Consider the following 14,872-nt stretch of genomic DNA (forward strand, 5'->3'; position numbering starts at 1 on the left):
CGTAGCTTCAGAAGCGAGTCGCTCAGGGTGGGCGCGCGCGGATGAATAATCTTTTGAATTGCTCCGAGCAGGCGACCGGGCGGACAGCCGGGAATATCTAGCCTGCATCGTAGCTTGGCACCAGTATGGCAATCAATGACAAATCGGTACAGAGTGAACAACGCACAGCGCTCGTGGTTGGAGCGACGGGCATCGCAGGATCTGCACTTGTGGAGACCCTCGCCACCGCAGGATGGTCAGTTATTGCCTTGTCCCGCAGGCCGGGGGCTGATCGCGACGGAGTGCGCTGGCTTTCCGCGGACCTGACTTCGGCTGAATCAGTGGCGGCCGTTCTCGCTCCTGAACATCCGACGCACGTCTTCTTCACCGCTTGGTCGCGGCAGGACTCTGAGGAAGAGAACATCACTGTCAACGCAGGCATGTTGCGAGTTCTCTTGGCCGCGCTGCGGGACAAGCCGGTTGCCCATGTGGCTCTGATGACGGGGCTAAAGCACTACCTTGGCCCTTTCGAAGCCTACGCCGCCGGCGAGATGCCGGATACTCCGTTCCATGAAGAAGAACCGCGGCTGCCCGTTCGGAACTTCTACTACGCGCAAGAAGACGAGTTGTTCGCCGCGGCCGCCGAGCAGGGGTTCACCTGGTCCGTGCACCGCGCGCACACCGTCATTGGGCATGCTGTGGGAAACGCAATGAATATGGGGCTCACGCTCGCCACGCAAGCAACGCTGTGCAAGGAAACGGGAGAACCGTTCGTCTTCCCGGGCTCAGAAATGCAATGGAACGGGCTGACTGACATGACAGACGCCGGTCTGCTTGCAGAGCATATGCTCTGGGCTTCGACGACCCCTGCTGCTGCCAATGAGGCCTTTAATATCGTCAATGGCGATGTCTTTCGGTGGCGCTGGATGTGGCCGAAGCTCGCCGCGCACTTTGGAGTTGAATGGGAAGGCTACCTACAGGCGCCTCGGCCTCTCGAGCAGGCCATGAGCGGCCGGGAAAGGCAGTGGAGCGAGTTGGCGCTGAAGCACGGGTTGGCGGAACAAAAGCTGGGTCGCATGGCTTCGTGGTGGCACACCGACGGTGACCTAGGGCGAAACATAGAAGTGGTGGCCGACATGGGGAAGAGCAGGGTGGCTGGCTTTACCGGGTATCGTCGAACATTTGATGCTTTCGTGGCGCTGTTCGACCGCTATCGCGTGGATCAACTCATCCCCTAAGTGGTGCCTATCTCTGGGCCAGAGAGACGAGCGTCGCCGCAACGGCTTAGCCGTCCACGTCGAGAATAAACAGGCGCAGCAGCTGGGAATGCGCTGTTATCGAAGCATTTAACCGGCCTGGGCGGGGGATCAAAGGCTGGTGAAAGCGGAATCTCCGTAGGTGGGAATTTTCGCGGGATTGCGGGCCGGCGTCGGGGCGTAGTTCTCCAGCGGAGAAATATGGCGGTTGAGCTGAGGGCGGAGTCATTCCCAGTTTTGTGCACAGAACTGGGAATGATGTACTTAAAACTCGGCACGATGCGCTCTTGACGTACGAAGAGGTTCTCGTAGCGATGGTCAATGACGAGCGAGATGCACAGCATCAGAACGAGTTTATGGAGTCGAGCGATGATCATTTCACCGAAGGCCACCCGTTCATGACGAAACTGTAGCCGGAGCAGGTTTGGGTACTTAACTTCACTGGAATTCCAGGTTCCATCGGCTGAGCAAGAACATGAAAGTTATTGTTAACCCAATGGATCAACTGGCTTAACTAGAACGTTCGCAAGAGTCACTTCCATGAATCGGTTAGGGAGAAGCTGAGTCTTTTGGGCTCCTACTTAAGTATTATTGACACGGTGAAATTTATTTGATTTATGATGTTTACCTGAGGTTAGTTAGATATTCAAAGAATAAAACTCGTAATAATTGAGAATATTCACCGCAGGAAACTCGTCCACTGTTAGTTTTATTTACATCAACACCCGTTGATAACGTGGACTTTTATTCACATCGCACTTTCTGGAGGAATCATGGATCTGGTCGATACTCTTTTGGAGATCATTCTCGGCCTTCTCGGTGGGCTCGGCGGCTAAAGCCCCGCAATGTAGTACTTTTTGATTTTGTCCCGCCGAAGGCAAAGCCTTCGGCGGGACATTATTTTTTATTTATGCATTGAAGAGACGGGTTAGTGGCTCGGGCTGAGGAGTCTTGGCCTCGACTCGACGCAATTCTTTATGCGGCGCCATCGGCACAATAGCGCGTTCCTGACGGGAATGTTCGGGCCAGATTCCTAGCTTGCCCGAGGGAGAATGGCTGTAGGATCCAGGGCATCCTTGATCTTTGGCCGTAGTCGGTGCGCAGTGTTGCGTTGAAAACAAATCCACCGAAACTGCGATCCACGTGCCTGCAGCATCCAGCAGCTCTGCATGCAGGGGATGGGTGTGGCGCACGCCGCCGATCGTCAATGCGCTGGGAACTCAGGATGCGGCTCTACTTGCGGGGGCCGTGCAGTGAGCGAACCGACGACTACTCGGTTCCTCGGCCTGGGGCAGGCCTCCATGGTCCTCCGCTACTGGGGGCGTGGTTCGGTCCGAGGCTTATCCACCGCCGAGTCCAGAGATCTCATGCCAGGGGTGGACTTGGAGTACGCACAGTTACACCCGTCCGCTGAGGACGTGGCGCCACAGGCTTTCATAGGCTTGTGTTGTGATGAAGAAAAACCTTGTTCCCTTGATAGCACTAGCCATTCCGACCACTTTGCTGCTGACCGGATGTGACGTCAGTCAGCTAACCGAAGACAAATATGAGCAGTCGGCCTCCAAAACCGCAAAGACTTCCGCAGAAGGCGTAGCTTCCGGGTTGCTTCCCAGCTGGGCTCCCAATGGTGGAACCGACGTCCGCCTGGAGCAACGCAGCACCGGGCACGAGCGAATTTTCACCATGGACTACTCAGGTGAACTTCCAAGCGGCAAATGCGAGCCGCTGGCTAACACCGGCGTTCCCAGCGCCAAGGAACTGGAAAAAGGCTACGCCGCCGATTCGCGGACCAAGGACATGGCACCAGAGGATTTCGTGACCTACCGAACCCTCGAAGCCGACTGGTGGCCGGCAGGCGCTGAATTGCAGAGCACCGCGCTCTGTGGACGTTGGTGGGTGCACCAAGATGCAGGCAAGCTGTACGCTTTCGCGCCAGATGTTGCCAGCGTGGCCGAGGCAATCGTCAAGGAGCGCGCCGAGGCCGAGTAAGCCCGGCCTAGGAGGAGGGCGGCAGGGTCAATACTTGAGGCGCCCCCTCGGTGATCAGTACCGTGTGTTCGGTATGCGCGGTACGGCAACCCGTTGCGCTTCGCAAGGTCCAGCCATCGGGATCGGTGATGAGCTTCGCGGTGTTTGTCATAACCCATGGTTCCAGCGCGAGCATTAATCCGGGAACCAGCTTATAGCCTCGGTTGGGCCGTCCGTTGTTCGAAATGTGAGGTTCCTGATGCATTGTCGAGCCGATCCCGTGGCCGCCGTATTCGGTATTGATCGAGTACCCGGCCTCGCGCAAGACTGTGCCGATGGCATAGGAAATATCGCCAATTTTGGCCCCTGGCCGGGCCGCATCAATTCCGGCAGCTAACGCGTGTTCCGTGGCTTGGATCAGCTGGGTGCTTGCGGTGTCCTGGGTCGGCCCCACGATAAAGCTGATGGCAGCATCAGCGGCGATGCCTTCCTTGGAAATCGCAAGATCCAGGGTCAGTAAATCACCGTCGGCCAGTGCGTAGTCGTGGGGTAATCCGTGCAGCACCGCATCGTTGACCGCGGTGCAGATGTAATGGCCGAATGGTCCGCGTCCAAAAGCTGGTGCGTAATCGACATAGCAGGATTCTGCGCCTGCTCCGAGGATCATCTCGCGGGCCCAAGCGTTGATGTCCAAAAGGTTGGTGCCCACCACGCTGCGGTCCCGCAGGGTTTGCAGGATCTGCCCCACGAGAGCTCCGGTGACCTTAGCCCGGGCAGCTTCGTGGGAATTCAGGATCTCGATCATGCGAAGCCTTTCATAAAACCAATAACAATACCGTCCATACTATACCGGTACTATGATTGGTTTTATGGTTAGATTGCCCCTCACTTTTGAAGAACTCGAACGCGGCGAGCGCCTCGGCGCCCTCTTGCGCCGGGCAAGAGCCGAGCGGACCATGGTTGACATTGCCTTTGACGCGGGAATTTCCCCGGAGACGCTACGCAAGATCGAGTCCGGGCGAGTGGCCACCCCCGCATTCTCAACTATTGCCGCCATCGCGGGGGTCCTTGGACTCTCGCTGGATGAACTATGGAATTCCGTGCTTGCCCAAGAGCCGGACGCCAGCGGTGCCCGATCCAGCAGAATGGCGCGCGAGCGGCTTGCGAGCTAGTTCGCTGAAATGCTGCGCTTTCGAAGCGGATCACGCCCCTGGCGATCGCTCCGCTCTCCTGTGCCCAGTAGTCCTCATTGATCTTTTCCAGCGGAATCTCCTGCGCGGTCAAATCATCTAAGTTCAGCCGACCTTGTTGATGAAGTTCCGCTTAGTACGGAGCGCCCTGGCGGGCGTTCGAGGGGCCCTTTCAAATCCCGTGCAGGCTGCGTTGGTGCATGGGCATGCCTAGCATGGCATTGAGTCCTAGTGGCTTGCCCTGTGGCAACCCGATGAGGTGCACGTGCCCGCCGGTTCGATCTAAGCGAGGGCTTCCTTGCCCAGCGGCGGTCTTCATCGACTACCTGGATGCTGAAGCTGCCACCGGTGATAATGAGACGTGCTGAATGTATGCGTGCTCGGGTACATAGCCGCGGGCCTCGCAGAAGGTGCCGAACTGGTTACCTGCGGAGAACCGGTGAGCGCGGAGGGCTCTTCGTTCCGCCAACCGTCCTGAACAATGTGAAGCCGAAATGTCGGTGTCAAAAGAAGAGATCATTGGGCCGGAGCTCTCGGACACAAAATTCAGTGATGAAGATTCCCGCGCGGTCGTACTGCGCCAAGCCATCGGCAATGGCTACGGACTGAATTCGATCATTTTCACCCGAGACATCTCCGAGGCGTTGCTGATTGCGAAGAAAATCCAGGCTGGCAATCTCCGCGTGAATACCGGAGCCGGCATGGACGCGAACATGCCATCTGGCGGTTTCAAGCAGTCCGGCTGGGGTATGGAAAGGGTCCCAAGGCCTCGGACGGCTAGGATAAAACCATGAGCGAACAGGAGCAGCCCCGGTTAGGCAGCGCACTGGCGCAAAAGGTCGTCGACACCATCGCGCCGACGATTAACCGCCATGTCAATATCATGAATTCCCACGGGGTGATCATTGCTTCCACCGATGCGGCCCGCATCGGAACGCATCACGAGGGCAGCGCCGAGGCGATCCGCCGCAACCAGATCATCCGCGTCAGCCAGGCCGATGGCAGCGCCGGAACCCAGCCCGGGGTCAACGTTCCGCTCACATTGGATAATCAGCTGTGCGGGGTCGTCGGCGTCACCGGAGCCCCGCATGAGGTCGAGCCGCTAGCCGATCTGATTGCACTGACCGTGCAGTTGCTCTTCACCCAGGAACGCGAGCACTCGCGCAGTACCCGCCGTGAAACAGAAGCCCGGGACATTATCTCCGCGTTGCTGGCCGGATGGGCCGAGCCAGAAGCCATTGACCGGAGCCTGGCAGCGCACGGCTTGCGCGGACCAACGCAACTGGAGGCATGGATCCCGCGCAGCGCGCAGGATCCATTGCTGGATGTGCCGGCCGTTGAGGGCCGGCGCACTTCCTGGATCAACCTCTCCGGTGCGTTCTGGCGGATCCGGCTGGCGAACGAACCGGCCTTCGAGGAAGACCAAGGCGCAACGGAGCGCTATCTTGCCTCCGCCCCGGCAGAAGGCGCCGGACACCTGCTGGCCGAAGCCGAAGCCCTCCGTGCCCTCGTGGCGCTCCCGGCGCTGATACCCCAGCGACGAAACCGGGAGATCTGGAGCCCGGAAATCGCCACCGCTATCGCGCGCACACCGGCGCAGAGCCTGAGCCATATTGCCCGGCCCGCCCGGGACTTGAGCGAAGAGCAAGCGAAGACGCTGCTGGTCGTCACTGCCGCAGCATCGATGACCCAGGCCGCAACCGAACTGCACATACACCGCAATACCCTAGTGCAGCGTCTGGAGCGCGTAGCCCTGATCGCCGGGGTGGACATCCGCCACACCGGCCAGGCGGTGCGGCTGCAGCATGCCATCTACGCAGCGGTCGCCCTAGACCAGAAACACATATTCTAGGAATTTCCGGCATAAGAATATGGGCGTGCGCCCATAGGTGATTGAGTCCGCAGTCCCTAGTATTGGCAAGATGCTCGAAGTTGAGCGCCCGCTGAACCGGTCCTCCCGGCCGAAACAACCTTCGCAGGAAAAGCCTGAGCAGCTTGACCTGGCGGAATAGCGGGCGGCAGCAACGGGCCGGAACTCGCACCCAGAACGACCGCCTGCGCCATTGCAGGTTCGGGCTGGGGGCCACAGATATTGGCAAAGGAGCCAACTCGCCGTGTATGAACTCCTCGTTCTGCTGATCCCCGTGGTGGCCATTGTGCTGGTCACCGCACGCTGGAAAATCAGCCCCTTCCTCGCCCTCATCGGCGCGGCCATCCTCGCGGCCTTCGCCTACAAGATCCCCATCGCCGAGGTCGCCTCCACGGTGACCACCGCCTTTGGCAGCACCATGGGCAATATTGGCCTCGTAATCCTCTTCGGCACGATGATCGGCATCATCCTGGAGCGTTCCGGGGCCGCGATCTCCATGGCCGATGCGCTGATCAAGGTGCTGGGCACCAGATTCCCCAACCTGACGCTGTCGCTCATCGGCTACATCGTTTCCATACCGGTCTTCTGCGACTCGGGCTACGTGGTGCTCAACTCCCTGCGCAAGGCCATCACCCTGCGCACCGGTGTTTCCACGCTGGCCACCTCCATTGCCTTGATGACCGGCCTGTATGCCACCCACACCATGGTCCCGCCGACCCCAGGACCGCTGGCAGCCGCCGAGTCCATCGGCATCGCCGACAACCTCGGATTGATCATCGCCATCGGCCTGCCGGTGGCAGTGGTCTCGGCCATGGCCGGGCTGTTCTATGCCAGCCGCTTCAACAAGTCCACGTGGACTCCGCTGCCATCCGAGGATGAGAACGACATCTCCGAGCTCGATTACGAGCAGCTGCGTGCAAGCTTCGGCAAGCTGCCAAGCCCTGGCTTGGCCTTCCTGCCGATCCTCGTTCCGCTGGTCTTGATCTGCGCGGCATCGATTGCCAAGCTTCCATCGCATCCCTTCGGCGAAGGCGCCGCACTGGAAGCACTGTCCTTCATCGGCACCCCGGTGATCGCGCTGATCTTCGGTTTGCTCGCCGCGACCTTGCTGCTGAACGGCAATAAGAAGCTTGCCGACTTCAACGAGCAGATGCACGAAGCCGTGCGCACCGCGGCGCCCATCCTGCTGATTACCGGTGCCGGCGCAGCCTTTGGTGCTGTGCTGGCAGCCTCGGAGCTGACCACGATCCTCTCCGATTCGCTCAGCGGCTTGGGTCTCGGACTGGCTGTGCCATTCCTGATCGCCGCGGCATTGAAGTCGGCGCAGGGCTCATCCACCGTGTCGATGGTGACCACCTCGGCGCTGGTCGCCCCGATGCTCGGATCCCTCGGTCTGGACTCCGAACTGGGCATGGTGCTCAGTGTCCTGGCAGTTGGCGCCGGCGCGATGGTCGTCTCGCATGCCAACGATTCCTACTTCTGGGTGGTCTCCCAGCTCAGCCGCATCCCGGTGATCACGGCCTACAAGACCTTGAGCGTGGCCACCGCCATCCAGGGCACCGCCGCATTTGCTACCGTCTGGATCCTCGGGGCATTCCTGCTCTAGTAAATCCAAGAAGCCTGCATAAACCAATAACCGCGCCATCAGTGGATGGCGCGGTTATTGGTTTAACTGGCGGGATGGCCGCAATAGGCAAGGCTGCAACTTCGAGCACAGCCCAGCTTTCCCCATTGACTTGCTGGCAAGGATTACGGGCATGGGAACAATGACCGGCAATCCGGCCATCTGGGATGCCTGATCGCTGGATCCATGATCCACCCCCGCATTCGCTGACGCTTATCGCTGTCGGCTAATTGAGAAACCGAGATCCCCCTGACAGGTGCCCGGTCGATTGATGCTGGATCCGGATATCAAGCTCTCCGATCGCCGATGACGTAACCTCCAGAAGTATGACGGCGTCCCAGCGCCTTCGGGGCGGTCCAAGTCCGCCGGAAATCTCGCTTTGTGACGACTTCTGACCGACTATTCCGTCGGATGACGTGCTCCTTCCATCCGCTCATGCCGCGGTGTTTCACTCGAAGTACCAACCATCCAGAGCGGCTGAGAGACCTGGCTCGACGACGCCGCAGCAAGCCTGCATTCGGCAGCTAGTGCTAACGCCAGGTTCGATGGATCAGCAGAAAGCAACTTTCTGCTTCCTTCGGAGCAAGACTCTAAGGGAGAACGAAAATGACCGTACTGAGCACGCAACTGCCCCGCGTTCCCTACACCGGGAGCGCAGACGAGGCCGAGCTCGCCCACTGGCGCGAGATCGCCGAGCAGGTCGCGGCCACCCTGGCCGCGGACGCGCTGGAGCGCGACCGCAAAAACGAGCAGCCCTTCGCCGAGGTGCAGCTGCTGCGCGAGGCCGGGCTGCTGAACCTGCTGGTTCCGGCCGAATTCGGGGGAGCCGGAGCGCACTGGGCCACCGCTTTTGAAACCATCCGCATCCTGGCCGCGGCCGACGGGTCCATCTCCCAGCTGCTGGCCTACCACTACATCAACCAGTCCGGCATCGCCTTCTACGCTCCGGCCGAAGCCCAGGCCGAGTGGTGGCAGCGGACCGTGGCCGGAGGCTGGCTCTGGGGCGATTCGGTGAATCCGGTGGACCCACAGCTGACGCTCACCGCGGAGGACGATGGCTTCCGGCTGAACGGTTTCAAGCGTTTCTCCACCGGCTCCGGAGTCGGCGAGGTGATCGTCGTCAACGCCGAGGTCTCCGGAGGCCCGCGACACGGCGAAGTGTTGGCCTTCGTCCTCCCGCGCAACCGGGAAGGGCTGGAAATCGTCGATGACTGGGACTACCTGGGCCAGCGCTTGAGCGCCTCGAACTCGCTGAAGTACCACAACGTGCGCATCGAGGCCGCCGATCTGCTCGGGGCGGTGACCGACGAGCCGGTCTCCACCCTGCTCACCCCCGGGATCCAGCTGGCCTTCGCGAACTTCTACCTGGGCATCGCCGAGGGCGCGTTGGCCCGCGGCAAGCAAATCCTGCTGGGCCGCAAGAACGCCTGGTTCCTCTCGGCGGCGGAGACCTACTCCCAGGACGTCGTCTTCCAGCGCACCGTGGGCGAGCTGAAGGCGCGCACCGCCGCGGTGGCCGCCCTGGCCGAGAAGCTCGGCCGCAAATTCGATGCGCTGCTGGCCAAGGCGGGGAATGTCACCCAGCCTGAACGCGCGGCGCTGGCGGTGGAAATCGCCGAGGCCAAGGTGGTCTCCACCGAGATCGGCGTGGAGGTCGCCAACCGCATCTTCGAGGTCACCGGTTCCTCCTCTACGCAGAATGATGTGGGCCTGGATCTGTTCTGGCGCAATGTGCGCACCCACTCGCTGCACGACCCGGTGGACTACAAGAAAATCGAGGTCGGCGCGTACTTCCTGCGCGGGGAAACCCAGCCGCTCTCGCTCTACACCTAAACCTCAACCGCACCCACGGATTGGACCGAACTGATGACCGTACTTGCCACCGCCAACCGCCTGGCTGAATTGAAAACCCGCTTCGCCCCGCACTTTGAAAAGATCGCCGCCGGCGCCGCCGAACGCGACCGCAGCGGAGAACTGCCGCACCAGCAGGTGGCCGAGCTGGCCGCCGCCGGCTTCGGCGCATTGCGCGTCCCGGTCTCCCACGGCGGGGCAGGGGCCACCTTGGCCGAGCTCTTCGAATTGCTCGTGGACTTGGCCGCCGCGGACTCCAGCATCGCCCAGGCCTTGCGCGCCCACTTCGCTTTCGTCGAAGACCGCCTGGTAGCCGCCCCGGGGCCGGGGCGCGACAAGTGGCTGGCCCGCTTTGCCGCCGGGGAGTTGGTGGGGAATTCCTGGACCGAGATCGGCACCGTGAAGGTGGGCGAGGTGATCACCAAGGTCACCCCGGATGGCGAGGGAGGGTTCCTGGTCAACGGCACCAAGTACTATTCCACCGGCTCGATCTTCGCCGACTGGCTGGATACCTACGCCGAGCGCACCGATACCGGCAAGCGCGTGATCGCCGCGGTCAACCGGCACCAGCCCGGCGTGGTGCTGGCCGATGACTGGGACGGCTTCGGACAGCGCACCACCGGCACCGGAACCTCCACCTTCACCGACGCGGTCGTCGCCGAAGAGGACCTGATCGACTTCGACACCCGCTTCAAATACCAGACCGCGTTCTACCAGCAGGTGCTGCTGGTTGTGCTGGCCGGGTCCGCCAAGGCCGCCGAACGTGACTTCGCCGCCGAGCTGAAGGCCCGCAAGCGCACCTTCAGCCATGGCGCCGCCAACGTGGCCGCCGAGGATCCGCAGCTGCTTCAGGTCATCGGCGAGGTATCCGCCACTGCGTTCGCGGCGGCCGGAACCGTGGAACGCGTGTCGCAGTCCCTGCAGGGAGCCTATGAAACCGCGTTGGCGCGGCACGAGGGCGAAGTGACGTTGGAGGAAGACGAGGCGGCCAATGACGCGGCCGAGCTGGCCAGCGCGCAGGCCCAGGTGGTGCTGACCCCGCTGGTGCTCAACGCGATCACCCACGCCTTCGACGCGTTGGCCGCTTCGGCTACCAGCGTTTCGAAGAACCTGGACCGGCATTGGCGCAATGCCCGCACCGCCGGAAACCACAATCCGTGGGTGTTCAAGGCCCGGCTGATCGGCGATCTGGCGGTCAACGGCACCGAACTGCCGCGTGTTTGGGCCATCGGCGCCTCGAAGTAGCATCCAAAGACCAGGCAGGCCCAGCATTCATCTTGAGTGCTGGGACTGCAGCGTGCAGCGCATCAATGACCGAGCAGCTCTCCGGCACCCCCTGGGTTCACCTCGCCGGCAACAACTCTCAGCAGATAAAGCTCTGGGGATTCGCGGTCCGCGGCGGCCTTCCGATAACAGGCAGCGCCCGGACTCGGCGATTGCCTGATTCCGTAGCGGACGTCACCGTCTACAACTCGATGCTTGCCGAAGACCAGATGGATCTCGAGGCGCGGTGCTGATCCCTTCCGGAAGAGGGCTCTCAGCGTATTTCTGAAGGTACTGCGTTGCGGCAACCCATGCCCTCGTCAATAGGCCGGCATGCCTGAAGATCACGGGCATTTCCATCGTAGGCGTCCGTTCCAAGGGGGCTCCGAGCAGGTTGTTTCGAACGGCTGCGCGCAGCGTGCTTTATGGAATCTGCTTCGGCGGGTCTTATGCCGCTGGCTAGACTGTGTGGGTGATCAACTACACCCTGCGTCAAATACAGTATTTTGTCGCCGTCGCCGAAACCGGGTCCATCTCCGCGGCTGCTGGCGCCTGCCACATTTCGCAGGCCGCCATGTCGCAGGCGATGGATGAACTTGAACGGGTGGTTGGATCGCAGCTGCTGGTGCGGCGCCGGGCGCGCGGCGTGGTCCTCACCGCGGTGGGTACGGACTTCCTCCATGATGCCAAGCAGCTGGTGCGCCATGCCGAAGAGGTGCAGGACCAGATCGTGGAGCGCCAGACCAAGCTTTCCGGGCCGCTGGTCATCGGCTGCTACTCCTCGCTGGCAGCCTTCTGGATTCCGGTGATCTGCGAACGCTTCACCAACGTGCACCCGGACCTGCAGGTGACCCTCATCGAGGGAGACGGCGCCGAGCTGCAGGAACGGATGCTGCAAGGGCATCTGGATGCGGTGCTCACGCACACTCGGCATCTCCTGCCCCATGTGGGGTGGCGCCGCGTCATGTCGGGGCGGCCATATGTCCTGGTCGGAGGCAATCACCGCCTGGCCAAGCGAGGCAGTGTGGCCCTGTCGGAATTGGCGGGAGACGATTTTGTGTCCCTGGACATTCCGACGGTACGCGACAACCAGCTGGTGAATCTGCGGATGTCCGGGCTGGATCCCAAGGTGCGTTGGAGTTCGCAGAGCTTCGAGGCCGTGCGCGGTTTGGTGGCCCGGGGGTTGGGCTACACGGTGCTGGTGCAGCGGCCTCCGGTCAATCTCAGCTATGACGGACTGCCGCTGGCAATCCTGGAAATTGAGGGTCCGGTCGGCGAGAGCGATATTTGTGTCGCCTATACTGCCTCGGACCGTCCGAGCCTGCGGCTGCGCGCATTCCTCGACTTCTGTGAAGAAGTTGGAGCCGACAAAGAAAACAGGGCTGGGTAGAGTCCTTGCGACTCCGGCCAGCCCTGGATCCTGTTCAGCGGACTACAGGTTTTCTGCTTCGAGATCCGCCTCGCGGCCCTCTTTCACTCCGCGTATGGCGAGCCCGGCGACAATGAATGCGCCCGCCCAGACGGCACCGGCGATCCACAGCGTTCCGCCACCGAGCAGCACCAAGCCGGTGACGATCATCGGGGTGAAGCCTGCCCCCACGGTGGAGGAGAGCTGGTACACCAGCGAGGCGCCGGTGTAGCGGATCCGGGTGGGGAACAGCTCGGCGGTGAACGCGCCGAAGGGTCCGAAGATGGTGGCCTGGATGATGCCGTTGGCGATGAACAGGGCGATGGCAAAGAGCCACAGCTCGCCCATTTCCAGCATCCACATGATCGGCAGGGCCATGACCGCGCCGGCGGCTATGCCAACCATCATGACCGGGCGGCGCCCGAGCCTGTCGGAGTAGCGGGCGGCGAACCAGATGCCGACGACGGTCAACGCAGCGCCGATGGCTTTCACATTCAGCACGGCCGTGCGGTCCATGCCAACCTCTTCAACCACATAGGCGACGGCCCAAACGGTCATCAGGCCCTGCACCGTGTAGGAGCTCATGCCGACCAGCGTTCCGCGGATCACCGAACCGGGGTACTTGGTGATGACCTCCAGGAATGGGGTCTTGCGTTCTTCGGCTTTGTCTTCCAAGGCGAGGAAGAGCGGGGACTCGGCCACCTTGAGCCGGATGATCAGGCCGATGCCTACCAGCGCGATGCTGATCAGGAACGGGATGCGCCAGCCCCAAGCCAGGAACTGGTCATCGGGCAGGATGGAGACCGCGGAAACGGCGAGGGTCACCAGCACGGCGCCGGCCGGCCCGCCCATATTCGCGAAGCTCGCGGCGAAGCCGCGGCGTTCCTTCGGAGCATGCTCCAGCGCCATCAGCATGGCGCCTCCCCATTCGCCGCCCACGGCCAGGCCCTGGACGATGCGCAGCGTGATCAACGCGATCGGCGCGATCATGCCGATTTGCGCGGCCGGAGGCAGCAGGCCGATCAGCGTTGAGGCGCCGCCCATCATCACCATCGAGGTAATCAGCACGCCCTTGCGGCCCACCTTGTCGCCGAAGTGGCCGAAGACGATTCCGCCCAGCGGGCGGGCCAGGTAGCCGACGGCGAGAGTGGAGAAGGAGGCGAAGAGCGCCACGCCTGGGGTGAGCCCAATGAAGAACACCTTGTTGAAGACCAGCGAGGCGGCCGTGGCGTAGAGGATGAAGTCGTAGAACTCGATCGCGCTTCCAATGAAGCTCGAGGCGAGGATGCGCCGCATCTGCGGGGAATTGAGCGAGGGAACTTTGAGCTCGCCATCGCCTGTCGGCTGGTTTTGTGGCTTCACTGCATTGCTCATCGGGATGCCGCCATTTCACTGTGGATGCGGGAGAAGGATATTTTATCGAGGTCGTCGGGGACCAGGTAGGTCCCGGAGAACTTGCCGGCGTGCGAATGCCAGACGGAGAGCGGAGTGGTGCCCGGCACCAGGTGGTGCAGGGCCAGGGTGCGTGCCCCGGCTTGGGCCGCGATCTCGATGGCTTGTTCGGCCGAGGTATGGGCCCGTCGGTGATGGTCCATGGAGGCTTGGGATTCCAGCGTTCCAATCGGGCCGTAGGTGCGCTGTACCCACTCGAAATCGATGGCTTCATGCAGCAGCAGATCCGTGTCCCGGGCCAGGGTGACAAGGTTCTGGCAAGGCGAGGTGTCTCCGGAGATGGTGACCGAGCCTTCGGCGGTGTCAAAGCGGAAAGCGAAGGCCGGCGCGATCGGCGGATGCTTCACCAGCGTGGCGCTCACCGTCACCAATTCATCTTGGTAGATCACGAATGGCTTGAACGCCTCCGGCGTCGGGTTCTCATTCGGGTGATAACCGGTGCCCGCAGGAATCTGGATGTCCTGGGCCGAGAAGTGATCCAGCGGGGAGGGGCGCAAGGCGTTGATCACCCGGTCGTTGAGGTCCGTTGCGTAGGCCTGCATCAGATGGTCGAACATCGAGGCGGTGCCCGGCGTCGGATTCTGCGGGTAGAGCGCCTGCGGTGGAACGCTCGCCCTCGGGGAGACCGGTGGTAAGGCGCCGCGCTCGCCGGGGCCGAGGATGGTGATGGGTTCCTTATCGGAGGGCAGCGTGAACAGTCCGAAGATGGCTAGCGAGGCCAGATCGATGCTGTGGTCGGAGTGCAGGTGGGTGAGGAAGATGCCGCGCAGGTTCGCCGGGCTGTACCCCGCCTTCATCAGCTGGTTTCCCACGCCGGTGCCGGCATCTACGAGATAGACGCTGTCACCGACGACTACCGCGGTGGAGATTCCTGCCCGCTCGCCGGCGTGCTCGCCGGTCCACCAGCGTGGACCGCCTGCGGTGCCGAGGGTGACGACGTGTGGATTCAAATTAGTGGAGGCCATGTCTCTGCGACCTTTCGTTGTTCTAGTATGGCGGTCACAGTTCAAA

General features: G+C 61.8%; 15 protein-coding genes, 1 pseudogene and 1 riboswitch. Of the genes and pseudogenes, 11 read left to right on the forward strand and 5 right to left on the reverse strand.

Translation table 11 applies throughout. The features are described from left to right. Positions 1 to 125: 125 nt before the first annotated feature. Together CIK74_RS16715 and CIK74_RS19160 are read left to right on the forward strand one after the other, a co-directional pair. The gene (locus CIK74_RS16715) at positions 126 to 1,217 is read left to right on the forward strand and encodes an SDR family oxidoreductase (protein ID WP_096257482.1); all 1,092 of its coding nucleotides are present in this window, start codon (positions 126 to 128) and stop codon (positions 1,215 to 1,217) included. Positions 1,218 to 1,522: 305 nt separating this feature from the next. Then, entirely contained in the window at positions 1,523 to 1,648 is a 126-nt protein-coding gene (locus CIK74_RS19160; protein WP_255248283.1) for a hypothetical protein, read from the forward strand. A 495-nt stretch (positions 1,649 to 2,143) separates the two neighbouring features. Here CIK74_RS19160 and CIK74_RS18590 read toward each other — a convergent pair whose 3' ends face one another. Continuing rightward, positions 2,144 to 2,428, reverse strand: a complete 285-nt coding sequence (locus CIK74_RS18590; RefSeq protein ID WP_141392982.1) for a hypothetical protein — start codon at positions 2,426 to 2,428, stop codon at positions 2,144 to 2,146. 259 nt (positions 2,429 to 2,687) lie between these two features. Between CIK74_RS18590 and CIK74_RS16720 the strand changes: the two genes are divergently transcribed. Further along, positions 2,688 to 3,224, forward strand: coding sequence for a hypothetical protein (locus CIK74_RS16720; RefSeq protein ID WP_096257484.1), 537 nt, complete (start codon positions 2,688 to 2,690; stop codon positions 3,222 to 3,224). 7 nt (positions 3,225 to 3,231) lie between these two features. On the opposite strand, the gene map is transcribed toward CIK74_RS16720, so the two are convergent. Beyond that, positions 3,232 to 4,008 (reverse strand): type I methionyl aminopeptidase, encoded by a 777-nt coding sequence (map, locus tag CIK74_RS16725; protein WP_096257486.1) that lies wholly within the window; start codon positions 4,006 to 4,008, stop codon positions 3,232 to 3,234. A gap of 64 nt (positions 4,009 to 4,072) precedes the next feature. On the opposite strand from map, the gene CIK74_RS16730 reads away from it, so the two are divergent. Continuing rightward, positions 4,073 to 4,375, forward strand: coding sequence for a helix-turn-helix transcriptional regulator (locus CIK74_RS16730; RefSeq protein ID WP_096257488.1), 303 nt, complete (start codon positions 4,073 to 4,075; stop codon positions 4,373 to 4,375). A gap of 190 nt (positions 4,376 to 4,565) precedes the next feature. Here CIK74_RS16730 and CIK74_RS18840 read toward each other — a convergent pair whose 3' ends face one another. Beyond that, a complete protein-coding gene (locus tag CIK74_RS18840; RefSeq protein WP_170947925.1) occupies positions 4,566 to 4,712 on the reverse strand; it encodes a hypothetical protein in 147 nt (48 codons plus the stop codon). Between the two features lie 172 nt (positions 4,713 to 4,884). Here CIK74_RS18840 and CIK74_RS16735 point away from each other — a divergent pair. The 7 genes and pseudogenes from CIK74_RS16735 to CIK74_RS16765 all read left to right on the forward strand — a co-directional run. Continuing rightward, a pseudogene (locus CIK74_RS16735) lies at positions 4,885 to 5,187 on the forward strand (aldehyde dehydrogenase family protein); the annotation flags it as partial. Continuing rightward, positions 5,184 to 6,245: a sugar diacid recognition domain-containing protein gene (locus tag CIK74_RS16740; protein ID WP_096257491.1), complete on the forward strand. Its 1,062-nt coding sequence runs from the start codon at positions 5,184 to 5,186 to the stop codon at positions 6,243 to 6,245. The pseudogene CIK74_RS16735 and the gene CIK74_RS16740, both read left to right, overlap by 4 nt. 262 nt (positions 6,246 to 6,507) lie before the next feature. Then, the gene (locus CIK74_RS16745; RefSeq protein ID WP_096257493.1) at positions 6,508 to 7,869 is read left to right on the forward strand and encodes a GntP family permease; all 1,362 of its coding nucleotides are present in this window, start codon (positions 6,508 to 6,510) and stop codon (positions 7,867 to 7,869) included. A 479-nt stretch (positions 7,870 to 8,348) separates the two neighbouring features. Further along, positions 8,349 to 8,439, forward strand: a riboswitch (SAM riboswitch). A gap of 54 nt (positions 8,440 to 8,493) precedes the next feature. Further along, positions 8,494 to 9,720, forward strand: coding sequence for an acyl-CoA dehydrogenase family protein (locus tag CIK74_RS16750; RefSeq protein ID WP_096257495.1), 1,227 nt, complete (start codon positions 8,494 to 8,496; stop codon positions 9,718 to 9,720). A gap of 33 nt (positions 9,721 to 9,753) precedes the next feature. Then, a complete protein-coding gene (locus CIK74_RS16755; protein ID WP_096257496.1) occupies positions 9,754 to 10,983 on the forward strand; it encodes an acyl-CoA dehydrogenase family protein in 1,230 nt (409 codons plus the stop codon). 32 nt (positions 10,984 to 11,015) lie between these two features. Continuing rightward, on the forward strand, positions 11,016 to 11,255 hold the full coding sequence (locus tag CIK74_RS16760) for a hypothetical protein (RefSeq protein WP_141392983.1): 240 nt from the start codon (positions 11,016 to 11,018) through the stop codon (positions 11,253 to 11,255). Between the two features lie 218 nt (positions 11,256 to 11,473). After that, the gene (locus CIK74_RS16765; protein WP_096257500.1) at positions 11,474 to 12,391 is read left to right on the forward strand and encodes a LysR substrate-binding domain-containing protein; all 918 of its coding nucleotides are present in this window, start codon (positions 11,474 to 11,476) and stop codon (positions 12,389 to 12,391) included. A 42-nt stretch (positions 12,392 to 12,433) separates the two neighbouring features. On the opposite strand, the gene CIK74_RS16770 is transcribed toward CIK74_RS16765, so the two are convergent. Both CIK74_RS16770 and CIK74_RS16775 read right to left on the reverse strand, forming a co-directional pair. Beyond that, positions 12,434 to 13,783 carry an MFS transporter gene (locus CIK74_RS16770; RefSeq protein WP_096257502.1) on the reverse strand — a complete coding sequence of 450 codons (1,350 nt, stop codon included), beginning with the start codon at positions 13,781 to 13,783 and terminating at the stop codon, positions 12,434 to 12,436. After that, a complete protein-coding gene (locus CIK74_RS16775; protein WP_096257504.1) occupies positions 13,780 to 14,826 on the reverse strand; it encodes an MBL fold metallo-hydrolase in 1,047 nt (348 codons plus the stop codon). The genes CIK74_RS16770 and CIK74_RS16775 overlap by 4 nt, the downstream gene beginning before the upstream one ends. Positions 14,827 to 14,872: the final 46 nt, after the last annotated feature.

This window comes from Glutamicibacter sp. BW77, assembly GCF_002332285.1.
GTDB lineage: Bacteria > Actinomycetota > Actinomycetes > Actinomycetales > Micrococcaceae > Glutamicibacter > Glutamicibacter bergerei.